The sequence below is a fragment of the Labilibaculum filiforme genome, from assembly GCF_002843315.1.
GTDB classification, from domain to species: Bacteria; Bacteroidota; Bacteroidia; order Bacteroidales; family Marinifilaceae; genus Labilibaculum; species Labilibaculum filiforme.
Window position 1 is genome coordinate 29,524 of the sequence record NZ_MVDD01000021.1, and the last position, 20,965, is coordinate 50,488.

Sequence of the window (20,965 nt, forward strand, 5' to 3'; positions counted from 1 at the left end):
ACCCTAATACTTGTGACATCATGATTGACGAATTGTTACCGGTTGATTTTGAACCTAAAGAAAAATCCATTATTAAAGTGATTGGTGTGGGTGGCGGTGGAAGTAACGCTGTTAATCACATGTTAAAAGAAGGAATTACGGGGGTCGACTTTGTAATATGTAACACCGATTCTCAGGCTTTGGAAAATAGTCAGGTACCTATTAAGGTACAGCTTGGTAAATCACTAACCGAAGGGAGAGGTGCTGGAAATAAACCGGAAAGAGGACGGGAATCTGCATTGGAAAGCATCGATGATATCAACAAAGTGTTGAGTCAGAAAACAAAAATGATATTTGTAACTGCCGGTATGGGCGGTGGAACCGGAACTGGTGCTGCTCCTATTATTGCAGAAACAGCCAGAAAACAAGGTGTATTAACTGTTGGAATTGTAACTATACCTTTTCGTTTCGAAGGAAAACGAAGAATTGAGCAAGCCATGGAAGGAATTGCCAATTTAGAAAAGCATGTAGATGCACTTCTTATCATCAATAACGAAAAGTTGAGGATGATGTATGGTGATTTAAAATTGTCTGATGCTTTTGCAAAAGCGGATGATGTTTTATCTATTGCCGCCAAAAGTATTGCCGAAATAATTACGGTTCATGGCTATGTAAATGTCGATTTTGCCGATGTTGAAACAGTAATGAGAGATAGTGGTGTTGCCGTTATGGGATCAGCTTCTGCATCAGGTAAAGATAGAGCAATTCGTGCTATTGAAGAGGCTCTAACGTCGCCATTATTAAATAGCAATAATATTTGTGGTGCAAGAAATATCTTATTAAATATTATTTCGGGTAAAGATGAGGTAACCATGCAGGAGGTAAGTGTGATTACTGATTACGTGCACGATGTTGTAGGGGATGAGGTAAGCATTATTTGGGGGAATGGTAACAGCGATAAGTTAGACGATGAATTAAGCGTTACAATTATTGCTACTGGTTTTTCCGAAAGCCCAATTCCCGAACTAAGTATCGAACCTCGAAAATCGGTTCCGAATGTAGCTCCAAAATTAGAGTTGATTATTGAAAACCCTGCCGAAGCGGAAGAGGTTGCAGCAATCAAAAAGAGAGAGGAAAGAGAGCGACGCGAAGAATTGATGAGAAAAAGATCGGAGGAAGATCAAGAGGAAGAAGATGAGGAAATTATTGAGGTGAAAGAGAAGAAAAAGGTAGTAGTCGAAAAGAAAAAACCGGTTAAGGTAGAGGAAGATAAAGGGGAAGGGGAACATAAAAAAGGAAGTCTTGATAATTGGTTTAAGGATAAGTTTACCCAGATTTTTGATAATAATGATTCTTCAATGTAGCGTTATGCGTAACGTGAAATAATAATATGAGAGATTAATGACTGAGGATTTAATTGATTTTAGCTTACAGGAAAACGAATCGTCGATTATAAAAGTAATCGGTGTAGGTGGTGGCGGTGGTAACGCTGTGAATTACATGTATAAGCAAGGAATTAAGGATGTCGATTTTGTAATTTGCAATACCGATGCCCAAGCCTTGGAAACCAGCGAAATTCCTATTAAAATTCAGCTGGGAGAATCGCTTACAGAAGGTCGTGGTGCTGGAAACAAACCCGAACGGGGCGAGCAATCTGCTATTGAAAATTTAGAGGATATTAATGAAGTATTGGCGGATAATACTAAAATGGTTTTTATCACTGCCGGTATGGGAGGAGGAACAGGTACTGGAGCTGCCCCGGTGATCGCGAAAGCGGCCAAGGAAATGGGAATTTTAACTGTTGGTATCGTAACCATTCCGTTTCGTTTTGAAGGTCGTCAGCGCCTGCATCAAGCTATCGAAGGGATTAACAAACTTAAAGAGAATGTAGATTCACTTTTAGTGATAAATAATGAGAAACTAAGCGAAATTTATGGCGATTTAAAATTGTCGACCGCTTTTTCTAAGGCAGATGATGTATTAGCAACTGCAGCCAAAGGAATTGCCGAAATTATAACGCTTCATGGTTATATCAATGTTGATTTCGAAGATGTAAAAACAGTAATGACTGATAGTGGGGTTGCCGTTATGGGGTCTGCTTCGGCCGAAGGAGAAGATCGTGCTGTTACTGCAATTCGCGAAGCGCTTACTTCTCCACTATTAAATAGTAACGACGTTAGAGGAGCTAGAAACATCCTTCTAAATATTAGTTCCGGTCTGGAAGAGGTAACCATGGACGAGGTGGGACAAATTACCGATTACGTTCAGGAAGCGGTTGGTGATAGTGCCTCTATTATTTGGGGAACTGGTCAGGATCTCAATTTGGGAAATAAGATTTCGGTGACCATCATTGCTACAGGTTTCGATAATGGTTTGATTCCAGAAGAAAAGTCGGTTCCAAAAACTACCTCTTTTCAAGCAGGAAGAGGACGTAATAGTGCTTCCGATACGGTAAGAAATATTTTAGAGGAGGAGGAGAATGAAAAATCGGACAAGAATAAATTGATTTTGACCGATTTAAAGGATACCGAAATAGATGAAATTGAAAATATCCCCGCTTATAAGCGGAAGCTAAAGAATTTAGACAATCAACGTTTTCAATCGGGTAAGGTAATTCGCTTTACTTTAGACGAAGAGTAGTTAGATAATAGCTTATAAAAACTTAAAAACACAAAACAATGGGTTTATTAGAACAAATCAATTCGGATATAAAAAGCGCTATGAAGGCGAAAGAAAGAGAGCGATTAGAAGCGCTTCGTGCTGTGAAAACAGCCTTTACTATGGAAATGACCAAGACTGGAGTTAAGGATATCGAGAATGATGATGCACTTAAAATTATTCAACGATTGGTGAAACAACGTAAAGATTCGGCCAGTACTTTTTCTGCTGGTGGTCGTGAAGATTTAGCCGAGAAGGAACTTTTGGAATTAAGTTTTTTAGAAGTGTATCTTCCCGCTCAATTGTCCGATGCCGATTTAACTACTGCTGTTCAAGGAATTATTACAAAAACCGGAGCATCTTCTATGAAAGATATGGGTAAAGTAATGGGTTTAGCATCCAAAGAATTAACTGGCAAAGCCGATGGTAAAGCTATTGCTGATAAAGTGAAGGAACTGTTATCCTAGTTTCGAATAAAAGATATTGAAGAGATGTTGCTTTTCGCAGTATCTCTTTTTTTATGCTTAAATTTTTAGGGCATAAAAAAAGCGGGATGATAATGTATCATCCCGCTTTTTAATGAGTTTTACTCTCTAATAAAACTTGTATCTTTTATCAATAACATTCGCATTATCTTTCAATGCTTGAAATGCCTGATAGTTTGTTCTGTATTGGTAGCCTTGCTCTAATCTTGATTTAAAAGCTTCTACTGTAACATCAGAAACTTCATCGCTGTTTTCGTTGGTAATAACAAGCATGTAAACACCTTGGTTTCCTTTTACAGGAGATGAAATTTTACCTTTTCCCAACAGGGAAGCAGTACTAATTACTTTAGGTTCAATTCCAGCACCAGGAATTTGGAACGATTGGAAACTAATACCAGTTGCATTTTTAAGTTCTAAGTTTTCTTTTTGTGCTACAGAAAGTAAACTTTGAGCACCAGCACTATTCTTTGCCATATCAGCAATAATAAGTTCTGCTTTTTTATCTTGTCGAATTGCTCTTTTAATTTCCGAAACTTTTTCTTGAATAGATGCAATTCCTTCTTCTTTAATGTCGGTAAGGAAAGCAACAACAAATTTATCTCCAAATTCGAAAACTGCTGAGTTATCTCCATTCAATAAAACACTTTCCATATCTTCAGTGTTATACGCTGCTCTAACAAGATCTCTTGAGTTTTCAAGTCCAGGGATCAATTTAGTTTCTCTTTTAAGATTTGCAGTTCTACGACTTAAGTTCTCTGCTGTTATTGCTTTTGCAAATGCATCTTTTTCAATGTTTTTACCTGCAAAAGTACGAGCTTTAGCATAAGCTGTCTGAATTGTTTTTTGACTAGCTTCAACCTTACGGTCAACAATAGCAAGTTGAACTTTTTTAACTGGAGTGCTCATATTGGTTACTTGAATAACGTGAGCTCCAAATTGAGTAAGAACAACTTTTACTTCATTTTTATTCGAAGAGAAAGCTGCATCGTTGAATGGTTGTACCATTTTACCTTGAGTAAACCATCCAAGGTCACCGCCATTAACAGCAGAACCTTGATCTGCAGAATTTTCTTTTGCTAAACTTGCAAATTCACTTCCTTTAGCAAGCAATGCTTTTAAACTGTCCGCTTTAGCTTCGGCACTTTTAAAATCACCATTAATAGGACGAATTAAAATGTGACGAGCGGCTACTGAATCAGGAAGCATTTTTACATCATGCAACTTAGCCATTTGGTACATTTCGTTTTCAAAGTAAGGACCAAAAATATCGCCTTTATTTGCTGAAAACGCGAATGCGTTAAGTTCTGAATTTGTAATTTCACCTTCTTTAAAATAGTAGGCGTTAAAGTCATTGTCAGCATTTAACTCTACAAATTGAATGTCGTTTACTTCTTTTGTGAAGTCTTCTTTTAAGTCAACTACCCATTTTTCAGTTTCTTTGTAATCTTCTGTCGAAGGCACAACGTCAAACGATACGTAATCAATCTTTCTTGATTCTGCTTGCTTAAATAAGTCTTCGTGCTTATTATAGTAATCTCTAATTTCCGATTCGCTTACTGTAATTGTACTGTCCGAAATTAGATTGTAGCTTTTTACGATGTAATTGAAATCAACTTTCTTGCTTCCTTTAGCAGCCATATCTTTAACCAAAGCATTTGGCATGTAAAGACCTTTTTGAACTAGCGTATTGTATTTAGCAAGATTTCTTTGTGTTATAATTGACTCTTCGATATTTAACCAATAGGCTTTTTGAGGAGTTCCGTTTGGAGCTGCAATTAGTTGCTTTAAAGTTGCAACTACCTGATCCTTATCAACCATTCCGTTTTCGTTCTGAAACAATTGACGAATAGTTGGGTCAATATTTCGACCTTGAACCATATCAAATAATTCTTCAGACGTAACTGAAATTCCTAATTCATCGTATTCACGATTCATTACAAACTCTTGAACCATTTGCTGATAAACTTGTTCTCTTAAACGCTCAACCTGTTCCGATGGAATTGAGTTCTGTCCGGACATGAGTTTATTAACCTCAAGACTGTGATTGAATCGGTTTTGGAAATCACGAATGTTAATTGATTCCCCTGCAATTTCTGCCATCTCATTTCGTGAGTTTGCTAATATCGAACCACCCGATTTTAGGGCATCTCCAGCAATAAATGCAAGAAGAGCACCACCAATAATGATTCCTATAAAAACACCACGGTTTCTTATTTTTTGTAATGTTGCCATCGAAAAAGATTTAAATATTCTTAATTAGGCTACGAATATACAAAAAAATGGGAAATGATTGCTTTTTATTCCAATAGGATTACTTGCTTTTATAGTAAAATAAAAAGAGACTTGGCAGTTGTTAATTTTATTGAGCAGATTATAGCCCTTATGCTACTTCTATTATAGAAGGAGACGATGCTCAAATATTTATTTTGGATATAAATAAAGCTACTTTTATCGCGAATAAAACGCGGAACTTTGATGGAAGTTTTAAAGTATGGTTAGACGAGTTTTAATAACACGCGTATTGCTCACTTCCAGTATTTTGAAATTGAACTTTTCGATTCGAATTGTTTCATTATACTTAGGAATACTTTCGTAGGTATAAATAAGATATCCATTTAAGGTTTCAAAATCTTCCGAACCTGGTAAGTTAAGTTCATATTTGTCATTTAGGTAATCTATTTCTAAACGGCCGGCAAGTATATATTCGGTATCCGATATTTTTTGTTCTTCCAAATCAATATCATCATGTTCGTCCTCAATTTCTCCAAAAATCTCTTCCATGATATCTTCAATGGTAACCATTCCTGCAGTACCACCAAATTCATCAACTACAATAGCAACACTTTTATGCTCCTGTGTAAAAAGATTTAGTAGTTTGTGTGCAGGCATTGTTTCTGGAACAATTATAATATTGGTTAAGCCAGACTTTATACTTTGAGGATTTTTAAAAATAACGGAAGAATGCACGTAACCAACAATATTGTCGATGGAATCTTTGTAAATTAAAATTCTAGAGAATCCTGTTTCGATAAATCGTTGTGTAAGTTGGTCAATTTCTCCATTAATTTCCATCGCCTCAATTTCGTTTCGAGGCACAATGCATTCTCGTAATTTCACTTTCGAGAAATCAAGAGCATTTCTAAATATTTTTATATCATGTCGATCGTCATCGGAAATAGTCTGGGCATCTTGTCCTTCCTGAACCAAATGATCAAGGTCTACCTTGCCAAATGCTTGCGATTCTTCCTCTTCGGTAATGATTGTTTTAAAAACTTTACGGATAATGTTTTTTGATAAGAAGATGGTAAAGGAGGTAATCGGATAAAAAAGAATGTAAAAGAACATCACCGGAAGGGCAAACAGGTTTAAAGCCATGTTTGGATTAATCCGAAAAAGGGTTTTTGGAATAAATTCTGCAGTTACTAGAATTAGTATGGTCGAAATAAATGTTTGTATTGCTAATATTAGCGACTCGGTATCAACAAACAGAGCAATAGAGGGTTCCAATAATTTAGCCATAAGAATACCATATACTACAAGAGCAATGTTATTTCCAACAAGCATTGTACTAATGTAATAACCCGGATTCTGAGCGAATATAGATAGGACTTTTGCCGAAGCGGTGTTTTTATTTCGGTCCAGTTCCATCCGTAACTTGTTTGCAGCAATAAAAGCAATTTCCATTCCTGAGAAAAATGCCGATAAGGCCAACATGATAAAAATGATGATCAGGTCATTCATTTATTTCGGGGCTTGATTTTTTTCCTGTATTTTTCGCATGTATCTTCTCCCAATATACATCAAACCAGCTATGCCGGCAATAACGTATAGTAAAATGCTTTCGGTAAAACCATAATCCATGGTTTTATGAATTGCTGCAAGTAAGCCAACAATCATAACTAGTAACCAAATAATTTCTAAAATAAAAGGGAGTTTTTGTTTCATGCGTTTGATGATTTTAGATGCAATATAATACGATTTTATTTTTATTGTTCTGTTTCATCGTTTAAATATACTTCTCCGGTAACTTTTTTAAGGGTAATTTTGTTCATTTTATCATCAGAAGAAAAACCTATTCCTTCTAAAACTTGACCGTCGTCGGTAGTGATTCTAACGTATTGATCTGAATAAATAAGGCCTTTGCCTTGATCCCAAAACATCAATTCGGTATTTATGTTTTTTCCATCGTCGCTAATTGCAACTACTTTATTTCTTAATTCCCATAGTTGGTCTGAAATTAAGTGTTTGGCATAGTTTGCTTCAATTTGTCCTGCTATGCTACCATCTTTATCGTAGGAAGTAATTCTTCCTCCTTTTGGGAAATCCTGATATTCAGAATCCTCTGTTTTTACCTCCAAAAATTCAAGGGCAAATGCACGACTTTTGATTCGGGTGGAATCGGTGAAAATAAATTCGACATTCTTGCCTGAACGTTCTGGTGCTTTTTCATTGCTTGTAATACTTTGTACTTCTTTAATACTGTTTTCACAAGACAAAAGCATTGCAATCCCAGAAAGGATTACAATGCTTTTAATAATATTGTTGGTATTTTTCAATGTTCTATTCTGTTAATCTTGCTTTGGTTGATTCGTTAATCCAGTCACCAACTTTGTAAGTATCACCTTCTTTAACTCCTTCAAAAAATGCTTCTTCTTTGCGAGGAAAATACTGAGAATAAGTATTAATTAATTCGCGAGCTTCTTCTGAACAATCAGGATCCATAGCTTTTGCTTTTAAGAATTTATCAACAGCTACCCAGTAAACAGATTGCTTTTCAAGTGCCGATGTTCCGTAGTTTTTGCTGTATGCAGCATAAGCTTTACCAATCAACAAGTAAGGTTGTCCCCAATTAGCTCTAAAACCAGCAGCTTTTAATGCATTCGATTTAGCATTACTATATTGTCCCTGCATTAAAAGGATAGTAGCTAATTTGAAATGAAGATCTGCTTTAATATCAGCTTCTTTCTCCAACTCGATTGATTTTACTAAATATTCTTTACTCTTATCAAATTCTTTTTTCTTGATAAACATTTTTGCCAGGTTGTGTGCAGCATCAGCAGTTGGATCTAGTTCGTATTTTCTTTCTGCAACTTCAGCATACAAAGCTCCATCTTCACATTCCTGACGATTTAGCATTCTTAAAATTTTATTAATAAGAACTAAGTCATCGTGATTAGCATGGAATTTAGGAGTAAAGATATTACTCAAAGTTTCACAATCAGCAACACCAGCTGCGAAGAAAATTTGCTCCACATTTAATCTTGCATTGTTGATATTATCTTTTTTAGCTGGATCTGTTTCCGCATCCATTTGCTTCTTAGCCATATCCATGAAAAGAAGGTAGTTGTCGATTACTTCTTCCGCTTCAATTTGATTGTTTTGTACCAAAACTTTCGATGCTTCCATTGTGTTTGCAATTACTTTGGCTTCAGCATCTAATCCTTGCATTTTAATAGATTTCTGCATGATAGCATATGCTTCTTTAACCGCAGGAACATCATTTGGCTTATACTGAAATAAGTCGCCACCTTTACGTCCAAGAATCCAGCCTGTATTGTATTTACGATCGGTACCAAAATATTTAATTCGGTTATCGTAAACCATCATTAAGGTATCGATATATTTTTCATTCTTAGTAGAACGGTATAAACCTTCCATTATTTTCACACCATTTATATAAGTGGATTTTTGGTAGGCAGGAGCATTTTTATAAACGTATCTCCATCCCTTAAGGGCATCTTTGTAATTTCCTTGCTTTACCATTTCTATGTAAAGAGATGCGTTCAAAATTGTTTGCGCACTATCCAATCCATATTTTGATTCCAAAGTCTGAGCTTCCGCCTTAAACAAACCCGAAAACAAAAGAGCCATTGTTACAATTAAAAGTCTTGTCTTCATATCACTATTTTTTTTTATAATCAAGTTATCTTTTATTTCAAAACCAAAATTATTATTCCTATTTCCCGATCGAAATCCTATTTATTTTAATCAGGGTCTAAATATAACGAAAGTTTTAGTTTTGTCGGAACTAAAACTGCAAAACTCATACCAAAAAATAGTACAAGCTTGAAATTTGTTTGAAACATCCTTATTTTGGAGGTCTTTGCAAAACTATAAATAAAAAATAAAGTTGCAAAAAATACTCCTTATTAAGAGTGATTCAATAAATTAAATTCCAATATCTTATTCAAACCGGTTAACACAATTTCGGGATGAAAATTAACTTTATTATCGAGCAAATTTTTTAAAAAATGAGCGTCGCCTCCAGTAATTATAATTTGTAAATCAGAATGCATCATTTTTAGTTTATTAATATAGGCATCAATTTCAAATATCAAGCCATTTTGAACGCCTGATACTATTGCATCATCGGTGTTTTTACCTATTAAATGGAATGTTTCATTTCTCGACAATTCGGGTAAGTTCTGAGTAAAAGTATGTAAAGCTTTAAATCTCATTTTTAATCCGGGCGAGATACATCCTCCTAAATATTGGGCTTTGCTGTTTACAAAATCGAAAGTGATAGCGGTTCCGGCATCAATAACTAAAAGGTTATTTTTTGGGTATAAGGCAAACGCACCAGCACAGGCTGCCAAGCGATCGTAGCCCAGTGTACTTTTCGATTCGTATAAGTTTTCGAGCGGAGTTTCAATTTTGGAATTGAAAAAAAGAACTACGTTCCCAGCTAATTTTAATTCAGAAATTAATTCTTCAGGATATTTTCTTACCGAAGAAATAATAATAGGAGGTATCGTTTCGCATTTCGAAACTAAGTTCGAAATGAATTCCAATTCTCCTGAATTCGAATTTTCAAGCCTAACTAATTGATTGTTTTCAAAGAAGCCGGCCTTTATTTGCGTGTTGCCTATATCTACTATTAAATTCAAAAGTGTTGGATTGAAGGTAAATTATTGTAAATGTCTTGTAAAATCGCATAAAATTAGTAAACTTTAGGCATATTAATCTAGAGGTAGAAAGGTTTTTTATATTCGTTTTAAATAAGAAGCTTTTATTTGTAGGAATTCCAAATAAATGAAGGCGTACTCATTACAAGCTAGGTTAAAGTCGTTTATACATTCAATTTATAATTGATGAAGAAAAAAATTTTAATTGTTGAGGATGACAGTTTAATATCGACCATCTTTCGGATGTTCCTTAAAGAGTTGGGATATGATCTTATTGGAATTGTTGAAGACGGAAAAGAAGCTATTCGAATATGCGAAAAAACGAAGCCGGATATTATTTTGATGGATGTGCACCTAGGAGGCGATTTAGATGGTATTCAAACGACCGAATTAATCAAAACAAAATTTGATATTCCGGTAATATTTCTTTCCAGCGACACCGAAGAGAGTACTATTCAAAGAGTTATAAATATTCATTCTTATGGGTATTTGGTAAAACCAATTGACAAAAAGGAGCTTGGTATTTCTATAGAGTTGGCTTTTTATAAGCATCAATTCGATTTGGATCAGAAAATGCGGGAACAACGTTTTCGAAATTTTATTACCGATTCTCCCGAAGCTATTATAGTAATTAATGAAAATGGTTTAATTGAGTACTTAAATTGTTTGGGATTGAAATTATTCAAAACCGCCTATATTGAGGATTTAATGGGTTTACCATTGTTATCGTTTGTGGCCGATGATTATTCTGCAATTTTTAAAGAGAGATTAGAGAATTCACTAACTCTAGAAACGGGAATAGCCTATACGCATCTTAAATTGAAAAGCATACATGGCGATTTAATTGATGTTGGTTTAACAGGTGCGCAAATAGAATTTAATGGGAAGAAAAATCTACAATTAATTGTTCGAGATATCACCCAAGAGTTTGCATACCGTCAATTATTAGCCGAAAAAGCAAATATCATTAATAATTTTAATGATGGGGTGGTTACTTTCGATTTGGAAGGGAATGTGAAATCGTGGAACCGGGCATGTGAGCGAATTTTTGGGGTTACCGAAGCCAAAACTATTGGAAAAGCTTATGCTTCTCTTTTTGTTTACGAAGCGCAAAAATCGTTTGCCGAAGATATTTTAATTCCGGTTGAAAAAAGCGGGAAATATGAAACCGATTTCACATTAGAGTTTTTGGAGAAAAAGACAGATGTGAAACTAATTGCTAATTTGCTTAAAAATGAAAAAGGGGAGGATACTGGTGTAGTATGTTACATACGGGATCAATTCTGTTCTCAAAAATAAACTCCGACCAAAATATGGATCGGAGTTATATGATTAGATATTATTCATTAGAGCCAGTATTTCGCTGGCTTTTTTAATGTTCTTTATTTTTTCGAAACTAAGACTTAATCGGTTTTTCGACTCTTTCATTTTGCAGGGAACAACTTGTGTTTGTAAAAATTGTAACACTTTACTGAATTGTGCCGATTTATAGAAAGCAGAATCCTGATCAGCAATAAAATACAGCACAAGTTTTCCATTTTTTAAAATAAGCTTTTCAATTCCTAAATCTAACGAAATCCAGCGCAAGCGAACTACATTTAAGAGTTCGATACATTGTTCGGGTAATTCTCCAAAACGATCTTTTAACTGAGATTCAAACGTATTAATTTCTTCTTCAGTTTCAATATTATCCAATTCGCGATACAAACGAATTCTTTCTGAAATGCTTTCTACATATTTTTCAGGGAAAAGAATTTCCAAGTCGGTATCTATTTGGCATTCGCTAATAAATCGTAGTACATTTTTGCCTTCCGGTTTCTTTTCATCTTTAAACACATCTTTAAATTCGTTTTCTTTTAATTCCAGAAGCGCTTCATTTAAAATTTTGTGATAGGTTTCGTATCCTATATCAGCAATAAAACCACTTTGTTCGCCACCAAGCAGATTGCCAGCTCCTCGAATATCCAAATCTTGCATGGCAATATTAAAACCACTTCCTAATTCGGAGAAATTTTCGATGGCAGTTAATCTCTGACGAGCTTCCTGAGTCATGGAATCGTGAGGAGGAGTAAGTAAATAGCAAAATGCTTTCTTGTTCGATCGACCAACACGGCCTCTTAGCTGGTGCAGTTCGCTCAAACCAAAATTCTGACCGTTATTAATAATGATTGTATTTGCATTGGGAATGTCTAAACCCGATTCAATAATGGTTGTTGCAATGAGAACATCAAAATCGCCACGAATAAAATCGAGCATGATTTTTTCTAGTTTTGGTCCCTCCATTTGTCCGTGAGCAACTACCGTGGATACGCCAGGAACGGTTCTCTGAATCATTGCCTCTACATCTTTGATATTTTGAACCCTGTTGTGAATAAAGAAAACTTGTCCGTTTCGTTCCACTTCGTAGGTAATTGCTTCGCGAATAATGTCTTCGTTAAAATTATGAATTTCGGTTACAATCGGATACCGATTTGGTGGTGGCGTATTAATAATAGACAAATCTCTTGCTCCTAATAAGGAAAACTGCAGGGTTCGTGGAATTGGTGTAGCCGTTAAGGTTAAGGTGTCCACATTTACTTTAAACTGTTTTAGTTTCTCTTTTACAGCTACGCCAAACTTTTGTTCTTCATCGATAATGAGTAAACCTAGGTCTTTAAATTCAACATCTTTGCCAATAATTCGGTGTGTACCAATAATGATATCGGTTTGTCCGGCTTTTAAATTTTTCAGAATCTGTTTCTGATCTTTGGAGGTTCTCATGCGACTGATATAATCTACCGTGCATGGGAAATTTTTTAATCGATCGTTAAAAGTCTTAAAATGCTGAAAGGCCAATATGGTGGTGGGTACCAAAATAGCAACTTGTTTATTGTCGGCAACTGCCTTAAAAGCAGCGCGGATAGCAATTTCGGTTTTTCCGAAACCAACATCGCCGCATACTAGTCGATCCATTGGGTAGGGCGATTCCATGCCTTCTTTGGTGGCAACCGTTGCTTTTACCTGATCGGGAGTATCCTCATAAATAAAGGAAGCTTCTAATTCTTGTTGCATGTAGGTGTCGGGACTGAATGCAAAGCCTTTTTCGGCTTTTCGTTTGGCATAAAGGGCAATTAATTCTTTGGCAATATCTTTTACCTTGCCTTTGGTTTTATCCTTTAGTTTTTGCCAGGTGCCATTGCCTAATTTGTATATTTTTGGCGAAGATCCGTCTTTGCCTTTGTATTTTGAAATTTTGTGTAACGAGTGCAAACTTACATACAGAATGTCATTATCCTTGTAAACTAAGCGAATAACTTCTTGCTGTTTTCCGTTTACATCGATTAGATGTAAACCGCCAAATCGTCCAATTCCATGATCGGAATGAACAATGTAATCGCCCGGATGCAGCTGATTAATCTCTTTTAAGCTTACCGTTTCTTTGGCTTTATGAACCGTAGCGTTTTTTAGCTGAAACTTGTGGTAACGATCAAAAATCTGATGATCGGTAAAGATAGAGATTCTGAGGTCTTTATCCGAAAAGCCTTCGTGAATGGTATGATTTACATCCTGAAACTCTACTTCAATGCCTTGATCTTCGAAAATCTGATGAATTCTTTCGATTTGTTTCGCATTGTCGGAAAGGACATAATTCGATTCTGCTTTGGCGTTGTTGTTTAGTAAATGTTGTCCGAGTAATTTAAAATTTTTATTGAATGCTGGTTGTGGACTTTGGCTAAATTGCACCTCTTCCTGAGCCGCAAAAAAGAATTTCTGGCCGAACTCTAAGGTCGAAAAACTAGTTAATTGATTCAAAAATTCTTTGCTGTCTATCAGATAATCTTTTGTAGAAACCGAATCTTCGCCCAATTGTAAGTACGGCACTTTTTCGAGTGTGCTTTCATAAATGGATTGAATTCGATCGCAGGAAAACTGAAGGTTTTTGCACCAAAAAGTGGCCGTTTCAGGTACAAAAGATAGAAATGATATTCGCGAATCTTTCAGCAGACTTTCCTGAATGTTTGGTATGATATCAACGGTATTCAGTTTTTCTATCGAAAGTTGATTTTCCACATTAAACATTCGAATAGAATCTACTTCTTCACCAAAGAAATCGATTCGAAATGGGTATTCATCCGAAAAGGAAAAAATATCAATAATGCTTCCGCGGATAGAATACTGACCCGGTTCCACAACAAAATCGGCTCGTTCAAATTCATAATCGATTAAAACTTCTTCTACAAATTCGGGCGAAAGCTTCTCTCCTACGGTAATACTAAGCGTGTTTTCTTCTAATTGTGCTTTGCTAATTACTTTTTCGACTATGGCTTCGGGAAAAGTAATAATAAAAGTAGGATGCTTTTCGGATTTTAAACGGTTCAGACATTCGGCTCGAAGAATAATATTCGAACTATCGGTTTTTTCGTACTGAACAGAACGTTTAAAGGTGGATGGAAAAAACAAAACGGTATTGTCATCCAATAAATTACACAAATCATTGTAAAAATAAGCAGCCTCTTCCTTATCGTTAAAAAGTAAAATATGAGGATGCTTGCCCGGTTCCAGTCCTGCAAGCAATAAGGGAAGCGAAGAACCAACCAAACCTTTTAGGTGAAGCTGAAACTTGTCCTTTTGTTGCAAGTATTTTTCGATGCTGTATCGAGCAGGATGCTCGGAGAATATTTGTATAAGCTGCTTTAGTTCCAAAACTCTTGTCCTTTTATTTATTGAGTCGCAAATTTAGGGAAAATATTTTAGGGAGAAGGTAAAAGGGGAAAGGATCAGGAAACAAGCTATTGTTAATTCTTATTTAGGCATTTTAGAAGTAAGAATAGGGATTCAAATAATTTTAATGAATGTTACGCAATTAATATTTCGATTATGATTTTAACGATTGTTTTATGTGTATAAATGCTATGCCGAGGAGGTAAGTTGATGACTATAAGGGGGAGAGGTTATTGTTTATTTTAATAAATAATAGTATTTGATGTGCGATTCACAATGTTTTGTTAAATTTACAGTGTGATCATAAAAAATAATACTCTAGAATAGGATTGCGCTTGGCTTGTGTGGTAGCATTGAGAGGTGAATGGTCTTATGTTTATTTTAAAGACATATAAAAATACAAATATTATAAGAATGAAAAAATTTGAAGATTACAAAGGTTCAGGTTGGGGACATGAAACAAGAAGAGAAATGTTTTTTGCAGCTTGTAAATATTTAGGGCAAAACCCAACTCATATTGAGAATATTTATGGTGCAGGCTTTCATTCCGTGCTTCAAACTAGTACTGTTCAGCTTACTGGCGAAGGCTTAAATAAAGTGAAAAATGATCCTGAAATACAAAGTCTGCAGACTAGCATTGTTAGAGACATTAAGAGTGATAGTGATTATAAAAAAGCGATTGTTACTCGGAGTATAACTAAAAATATTCAATTGGGAGGGCAAAGAGCAGATGCTGCTATGTGGAAACAAGCATTGGGAATTTCGAAATGGGCCGATGAGTACAGTCCAACTTGGCAAGTTGCCTGTAACGAACTAACTTGGCTTTTGCGTTCGGTACCCGTAAGGTATAGAGCTCAGGCTGATACTAGTGGAAAAATTACAATTTCGTATCGTTTTACCGATACATTCGATTTACGGCCGAATTGGCAAACTCGTTCTATGGAGTACAATGCGATATGTACTGTTCTTGGGGTTATTTATCATGATGTGATTGGCTGCAACGATGAATTAAAAATACAAGGGAGTTGGGTTGTTGCAATAAATGATTAAAGAGATGAGAAAAATATTATTTGTATTGGGCTTGGCAGTTTTACTGTCAGCCTGTGATAATTCCAAGTCTAAAGTGAGTCGGTATTACAAAGCAACAACCTGGAATCGAAATTGTCCTCGTCTTCCTTTATACGAGCCTTTGGCTATTTATAAAGATCTTTCGACTCCTCCTGAATGGTTCATGAGTTTTGATGATTTATTAAGTGGCAAAAAAAATGAAATAGATTATCATTCTATTGGAGCTAATATTATTTCGATAAATGATATTGGAGCTGATAGAGGAGTTGTATATGGTTGTATCAAGGAATCAGAACTCATAGAAACAGGTGCTGAGTTTGGAAATTATGCATTTATTAATAGCAAAGGAGGATTTAGTTTTCCTTTAAAGAATAGGCCTTCTCGTGAGAATGAGCAAGCATTAGTATTAATAGATTCCACTAAAAGATCTTTTTTGGTTCCAGAGCGTTGGTATTTAATAAACACGAAAGATACGACTTACAAGTTCTTTTTTGATAAGAAGAACTACCAAGCTGAACTAAAGGAGTTAAATGTCTCTTCTCAATTGTATGATATTGATAGTGTTTACAATGAGTATGTAAGTACAGGTGTATTGCCTTGGTTTCCCGACAGTATAAAAGTGGCTTTAAGAAGATAATTAAAGATATGAGAAAAATAATACTTGTATTAACAGTATTGTTTTGTTCTTGTAAACGGATTAAAGATAGATTATTACAAATAATATAGATCAGAAACATGAAAATAAAATACAAAAAGAAAAGGTTAAAATACTATCTGTATTTTGGAATTGCATGGTTGATATTAGGTTCGATTGTTGTAATTAGTGATGATGAGTTGAGGTGGAATGATTATGGGTATTTATTTTTAGGAGTGCTTCATATAGGTAGTTTTATTTATGAGTCAAGAAATCAATATTTAAGTATAGAAGGAGGTTTTATTTCTAAGAATTCGTTGTTTCAAAAAAAAATGGAGTTATCAGCAATTAAGTCCATAACATCGGGTTCTGGAAAATATATTTTAAAGACAAAGGGTAGAGAAATGAAAATTGATGTTGGCTTAATTGATGAATCATCTTTATGCGAATTGAATAAGGTTTTGGCAAACTTGAATATGGAGTCGGGCAAAACGATTTTTGTTTAGTAAGTCTTTAAGAGGAATTGAAAACAAAGTCATTCCATTCGGAGTGCTTTTTACTTTATAAATAGGAAGCAAGAGTTTTGAAAAAGTATAAATTTATCCAAATAATGTTTACTTTCGAAAACTTTATGGATAATAGTATGGTTTTAGGAAGTATCGTAAGCCAAACAATCTGGGTGTTTTTCCTAAAGTGATAACTAATTATATTAAAATCACTTTTTATTAAGCCTTACAAAATGGAGTAAGGCTAATCTACAAAACAGAATAAATATGAATCCAATTTTAAGCCGAAATTCATTTTTCGTAAAGGAGCATGTTGGCATGTTCAAAGCCGCTAATAATTTTGATATTTACAATCCTGAAAATCAGGAAATGATTATGGCCTGTCGGGAAGAAAAGCTTGGTTTTTTTACCAAAATGTTGCGCTTTACCGATTACAAGAGAATGACTCCTTTCCATATTGAGATTAAAACAGCTACGGGAGAAAAAGTGCTAACGATAAAGCGTGGTGTTTCTATCTTTTTGTCGACAGTTGAAGTTTTCGATGAGAATGAAAATCTATTAGGAAAATTCAAACAAAAATTCTTCTCAATTGGAGGTAAATTTGATGTGATTGATTCTTCTGAAACTACTTTATGTACGCTCAAAGGAAAATGGACAAGTTGGGATTTTAAATTCAGTAAAGGAGAAACAGAGTTTGCTCATGTAAGTAAAAAATGGGCTGGAATTGGTAAAGAATTATTTACTTCGGCAGACAATTATATGTTGACGATTGATGAGAAAGTAGCCTCAGACAATCCGATGAGAATACTAATTCTTGCAGCAGTAATGTGTATCGATATGGTTTTAAAAGAGTAAAGGATTCAAAAAATGAACAACGTTTACTTTATATAGGTATAAAAAACAAAGCCACTTCCCAAGAAGTGGCTTTTGTTTTTTTAGATTAAGCTAGCGATGGAGGATGAGTTTTGAAAGTCAATCTCATTTCTCACATCTGGCTTCTCACATCTCTTTTTAAATGTTATTGAAAAAATGTAAAAACTCTTCGGTTTTCTTCACCATGTTGGTCGATCCGGTATAAAACGGAACCCGCTCGTGAAGCGAAGTCGGTTTAATGGTTAAAATACGTTGCATCCCATCGGTAGCTTTACCACCAGCTTGCTCAGCAATAAAAGCAATCGGATTACATTCGTACATCAAGCGAAGTTTTCCTTCTGGATTTTTTCTGGTCTGCGGATAAATAAAAATACCACCATTCAATAAATTCCGGTGGAAATCGGCCACCAAAGATCCAATGTAGCGCGAGGTGTAAGGGCGATTCGATTTCTTATCGTATTCCTGACAATACTTAATGTATTTTTTAACACCGCTTGGGAAATTGATGTAATTTCCTTCGTTAATGGAATAAATGGTTCCGGTTTTTGGTGTTTTAATGTTAGGATGCGACAAGCAAAATTCACCGATTGATGGATCCAATGTGAATCCGTTTACTCCTTTTCCGGTGGTGTATACCAACATGGTTGATGAACCATAAATGATATAACCAGCAGCAACTTGTTTGGTTCCTTCCTGAAGGAAATCTTCCGTTTTAGCAACTTCTCCTCGCGGAGAAATACGCTCGTAAATAGAGAAAATGGTTCCAATAGAAACATTAACATCGATGTTGGATGAACCATCGAGTGGATCCATGGCGAAAACATATTTCCCATGTTTGCTCAATTCGTCATCAAAAATGATGATTTCTTCATTTTCTTCCGACGCAACAGCACAGCATTCTCCGCTGGCTTTTAAGGCGTCAATAAAGTGAGTGTCAGCAAAAACATCTAGCTTTTGCTGATCTTCGCCCTGTACATTTCGATCCCCTTGTTCACCTAAAATATCAACCAGTCCTGCCTTATTTACAGCACGGTTTACAATTTTCGATGCAATACCAATATGATGAAGCAATCGGGATAATTCTCCCTTTGCTCCAGGATGATCGGATTGTCTTTGGATGATGAATTGATTAAGGGTTTGAACATTGTTGTGTTCAGTCATTTTTAAAGGCTTTTTGGTTTACATTCATTTGGTGCGATAAAGTTATGCTTTTTTATGAAACGCCGAAGCACTTATTTCAAACGTTTACGACAATGTTTTTTGGTTCTAAATTTTAGTTGTGTTGGAATCGTGATTGCTATTAAGGAAACAAGCTTATTTGGCTTGCTTAGTAATTTTTGTGTACAAAGGCTGTTTTTATTCTTTTTTGGAAGCAGAAAGTGTGAAAGGAATTACAGAATAGCCTTTAATTTTCACAAACTTTGTAATGCTGATACAATATTTTGTAACTTCAATATTTATTTTGAAAACGGGTATCAGGAATTTTAGAGTACGAATTATTTAACAATATTTTGATGAATATATTTAAATTTGGTGGGGCTTCGGTAAATAGTGCTGATGGAGTACGAAATTTTGTGAAAATAGTACAATCCTACAGAGAGGAGATGGTTATTGTATTGTCGGCAATGGGCAAAACAACCAATGCTTTGGAAGAGATAGTGGATGCTTTTGTAGCTAAAAAGGATGGAATTGAATTGCAGGTAGATGCTTTGAAAGCATACCATTTTAAGATTATCAATGAATTGTTTTCCAAAAAGGAGGACTTAGTTTTTTCCAAAATAGATTCTTTATTCAGTCAATTGGATGCTTATTTGCAAAAGTCGCCTTCTTTAAGTTATGATTTTGATTACGATCAAATTGTATGTTTTGGAGAGCTGATTTCTACTACTATTGTTTCGGAGTACCTGCGTTTAAGTGGAACTCCGAATAGGTGGGTAGATATTCGTACTTGTTTAAAAACGGATGATACTTATAAGGAAGGACGAATTGATTGGGAGCTTTCGCAGAAATTAGTGCCTCAAACTTTCGGATTTACAAATACATTTGTATACGTTACGCAAGGATTTTTAGGAGGGACAACAACAAATCAGACCACAACATTAGGACGAGAGGGTTCTGATTACACGGCTGCAATTTTGTCTTATATTTTAGACGTAGAGAAATTGGCAATTTGGAAAGATGTTCCTGGTATTATGAATGCAGATCCCAAATGGTTGCCCGATGCGCAAAAATTAGAGCGTATTTCTTATCAAGAAGCTATCGAGCTTGCTTTTTATGGCGCCAAAGTAATTCATCCGAAAACCATACAACCAATTAAGAAGAAGAAAATTCCTTTGCAAGTGCGCTCTTTTCTTAATTTGAACGAATCGGGAACTTTAATTAGCACTGCTTCCAAAAAACAGGATCAGCTAATTCCGGTTTATATCCGAAAACAGGATCAGGTGTTAATTTCGATTCGTCCAAGTGACTTTTCGTTTATTCTAGAAGAAAATTTAAGTGCCTTATTCTCTATTTTTGCAAAACACCGGGTAAAAGTGAATTTAATTCAGAATTCAGCAATTAGTTTTTCGGTATGTGTTGATAATTCAGATCGAAGATTGAAAAATTTAATTGAGGAAATCTCTATCAATTTTGAAGTGAAATATAATGAGAATTTAGAATTGATTACCATTCGTCATCATAATGATACCGCTGTTGAACGTATGACAAATGGCCGACAAATACTCCTGGAACAACGAAGTAGAGATACTGCGCAATTTGTGTTACTATAAGTTTTCATTTATTTGATGAGAATTTCACCCCTCTGACCTTCGGACATCTCCCCTGAAAGGAGGAGAACTCATTAAACAGCTTATGCTCTTATTTTTTTGCAGAAAAATTGATTGTTTGAATCTTTCCCTTTTCAGGGAATCGTAGTGAAGCAGAGATCGTGAACACATTTTAAAAATAAATTACTGTGAACCAAGTGCCGACAGACGAAAGGGTGAAAAGTAGCCATTCCAATTTGTGTTTTTTTTCACCCCTCTGTCCTTCGGACATCTCCCCTGAAAGGAGGAGAACTCACTAAACAGCTTATGCTCTTATTTTTTTGCAGAAAAATTGATTGTTTGAATCTTTCCCTTTTCAGGGAATCGTAGCGAAGCAGAGATCGTGAAC

17 protein-coding genes are annotated in these 20,965 nt (G+C 35.2%); 9 read left to right on the forward strand and 8 right to left on the reverse strand.

The annotated features are described in order from the left end of the window. Positions 1-20: 20 nt before the first annotated feature. From ftsZ (BZG02_RS18105) to BZG02_RS18115, 3 genes are read left to right on the forward strand one after another with little or no spacing between them, the layout of a single operon-like run. Positions 21-1,343, forward strand: coding sequence for a cell division protein FtsZ (ftsZ, locus tag BZG02_RS18105; RefSeq protein ID WP_101263164.1), 1,323 nt, complete (start codon positions 21-23; stop codon positions 1,341-1,343). A gap of 37 nt (positions 1,344-1,380) precedes the next feature. Further along, positions 1,381-2,619 carry a cell division protein FtsZ gene (gene ftsZ / locus BZG02_RS18110; protein WP_180335780.1) on the forward strand — a complete coding sequence of 413 codons (1,239 nt, stop codon included), beginning with the start codon at positions 1,381-1,383 and terminating at the stop codon, positions 2,617-2,619. A gap of 38 nt (positions 2,620-2,657) precedes the next feature. Beyond that, entirely contained in the window at positions 2,658-3,104 is a 447-nt protein-coding gene (locus BZG02_RS18115; protein WP_101263165.1) for a GatB/YqeY domain-containing protein, read from the forward strand. 126 nt (positions 3,105-3,230) lie between these two features. Here the strand turns inward: BZG02_RS18115 and BZG02_RS18120 are convergent, their stop codons facing one another. The 6 genes from BZG02_RS18120 to BZG02_RS18145 all read right to left on the reverse strand — a co-directional run bounded on the left by BZG02_RS18120 (position 3,231) and on the right by BZG02_RS18145 (position 10,009). Beyond that, positions 3,231-5,354, reverse strand: coding sequence for a peptidylprolyl isomerase (locus tag BZG02_RS18120; protein ID WP_101263166.1), 2,124 nt, complete (start codon positions 5,352-5,354; stop codon positions 3,231-3,233). 252 nt (positions 5,355-5,606) lie between these two features. Then, on the reverse strand, positions 5,607-6,863 hold the full coding sequence (locus BZG02_RS18125) for a hemolysin family protein (RefSeq protein WP_101263167.1): 1,257 nt from the start codon (positions 6,861-6,863) through the stop codon (positions 5,607-5,609). After that, entirely contained in the window at positions 6,864-7,067 is a 204-nt protein-coding gene (locus BZG02_RS18130; RefSeq protein WP_101263168.1) for a hypothetical protein, read from the reverse strand. 41 nt (positions 7,068-7,108) lie between these two features. After that, positions 7,109-7,678, reverse strand: a complete 570-nt coding sequence (lptC, locus tag BZG02_RS18135; RefSeq protein WP_101263169.1) for an LPS export ABC transporter periplasmic protein LptC — start codon at positions 7,676-7,678, stop codon at positions 7,109-7,111. A gap of 4 nt (positions 7,679-7,682) precedes the next feature. After that, the gene (locus BZG02_RS18140) at positions 7,683-9,020 is read right to left on the reverse strand and encodes a tetratricopeptide repeat protein (RefSeq protein WP_101263170.1); all 1,338 of its coding nucleotides are present in this window, start codon (positions 9,018-9,020) and stop codon (positions 7,683-7,685) included. 251 nt (positions 9,021-9,271) lie between these two features. Continuing rightward, a complete protein-coding gene (locus tag BZG02_RS18145) occupies positions 9,272-10,009 on the reverse strand; it encodes a type III pantothenate kinase (protein WP_101263171.1) in 738 nt (245 codons plus the stop codon). A 204-nt stretch (positions 10,010-10,213) separates the two neighbouring features. Between BZG02_RS18145 and BZG02_RS18150 the strand changes: the two genes are divergently transcribed. Continuing rightward, a complete protein-coding gene (locus BZG02_RS18150) occupies positions 10,214-11,326 on the forward strand; it encodes a PAS domain S-box protein (RefSeq protein WP_101263172.1) in 1,113 nt (370 codons plus the stop codon). Between the two features lie 33 nt (positions 11,327-11,359). On the opposite strand, the gene mfd is transcribed toward BZG02_RS18150, so the two are convergent. Beyond that, entirely contained in the window at positions 11,360-14,710 is a 3,351-nt protein-coding gene (gene mfd / locus BZG02_RS18155) for a transcription-repair coupling factor (RefSeq protein ID WP_101263173.1), read from the reverse strand. A 432-nt stretch (positions 14,711-15,142) separates the two neighbouring features. On the opposite strand from mfd, the gene BZG02_RS18160 reads away from it, so the two are divergent. From BZG02_RS18160 to BZG02_RS18175, 4 genes are all read left to right on the forward strand, one after another. Then, entirely contained in the window at positions 15,143-15,778 is a 636-nt protein-coding gene (locus BZG02_RS18160) for a hypothetical protein (protein WP_101263174.1), read from the forward strand. A 4-nt stretch (positions 15,779-15,782) separates the two neighbouring features. Next, positions 15,783-16,433 carry a membrane lipoprotein lipid attachment site-containing protein gene (locus BZG02_RS18165; protein WP_143470510.1) on the forward strand — a complete coding sequence of 217 codons (651 nt, stop codon included), beginning with the start codon at positions 15,783-15,785 and terminating at the stop codon, positions 16,431-16,433. A gap of 98 nt (positions 16,434-16,531) precedes the next feature. Continuing rightward, positions 16,532-16,936, forward strand: coding sequence for a hypothetical protein (locus BZG02_RS18170; RefSeq protein WP_101263176.1), 405 nt, complete (start codon positions 16,532-16,534; stop codon positions 16,934-16,936). 267 nt (positions 16,937-17,203) lie between these two features. Then, positions 17,204-17,791 carry an LURP-one-related family protein gene (locus BZG02_RS18175; protein WP_101263177.1) on the forward strand — a complete coding sequence of 196 codons (588 nt, stop codon included), beginning with the start codon at positions 17,204-17,206 and terminating at the stop codon, positions 17,789-17,791. Between the two features lie 156 nt (positions 17,792-17,947). On the opposite strand, the gene fbp is transcribed toward BZG02_RS18175, so the two are convergent. Continuing rightward, complete coding sequence (gene fbp / locus BZG02_RS18180; RefSeq protein WP_101263178.1) at positions 17,948-18,970, reverse strand: class 1 fructose-bisphosphatase; 1,023 nt, start codon at positions 18,968-18,970, stop codon at positions 17,948-17,950. A gap of 353 nt (positions 18,971-19,323) precedes the next feature. Between fbp and BZG02_RS18185 the strand changes: the two genes are divergently transcribed. Next, positions 19,324-20,580 carry an aspartate kinase gene (locus BZG02_RS18185; protein WP_101263179.1) on the forward strand — a complete coding sequence of 419 codons (1,257 nt, stop codon included), beginning with the start codon at positions 19,324-19,326 and terminating at the stop codon, positions 20,578-20,580. The last annotated feature ends 385 nt before the right edge of the window (positions 20,581-20,965 follow it).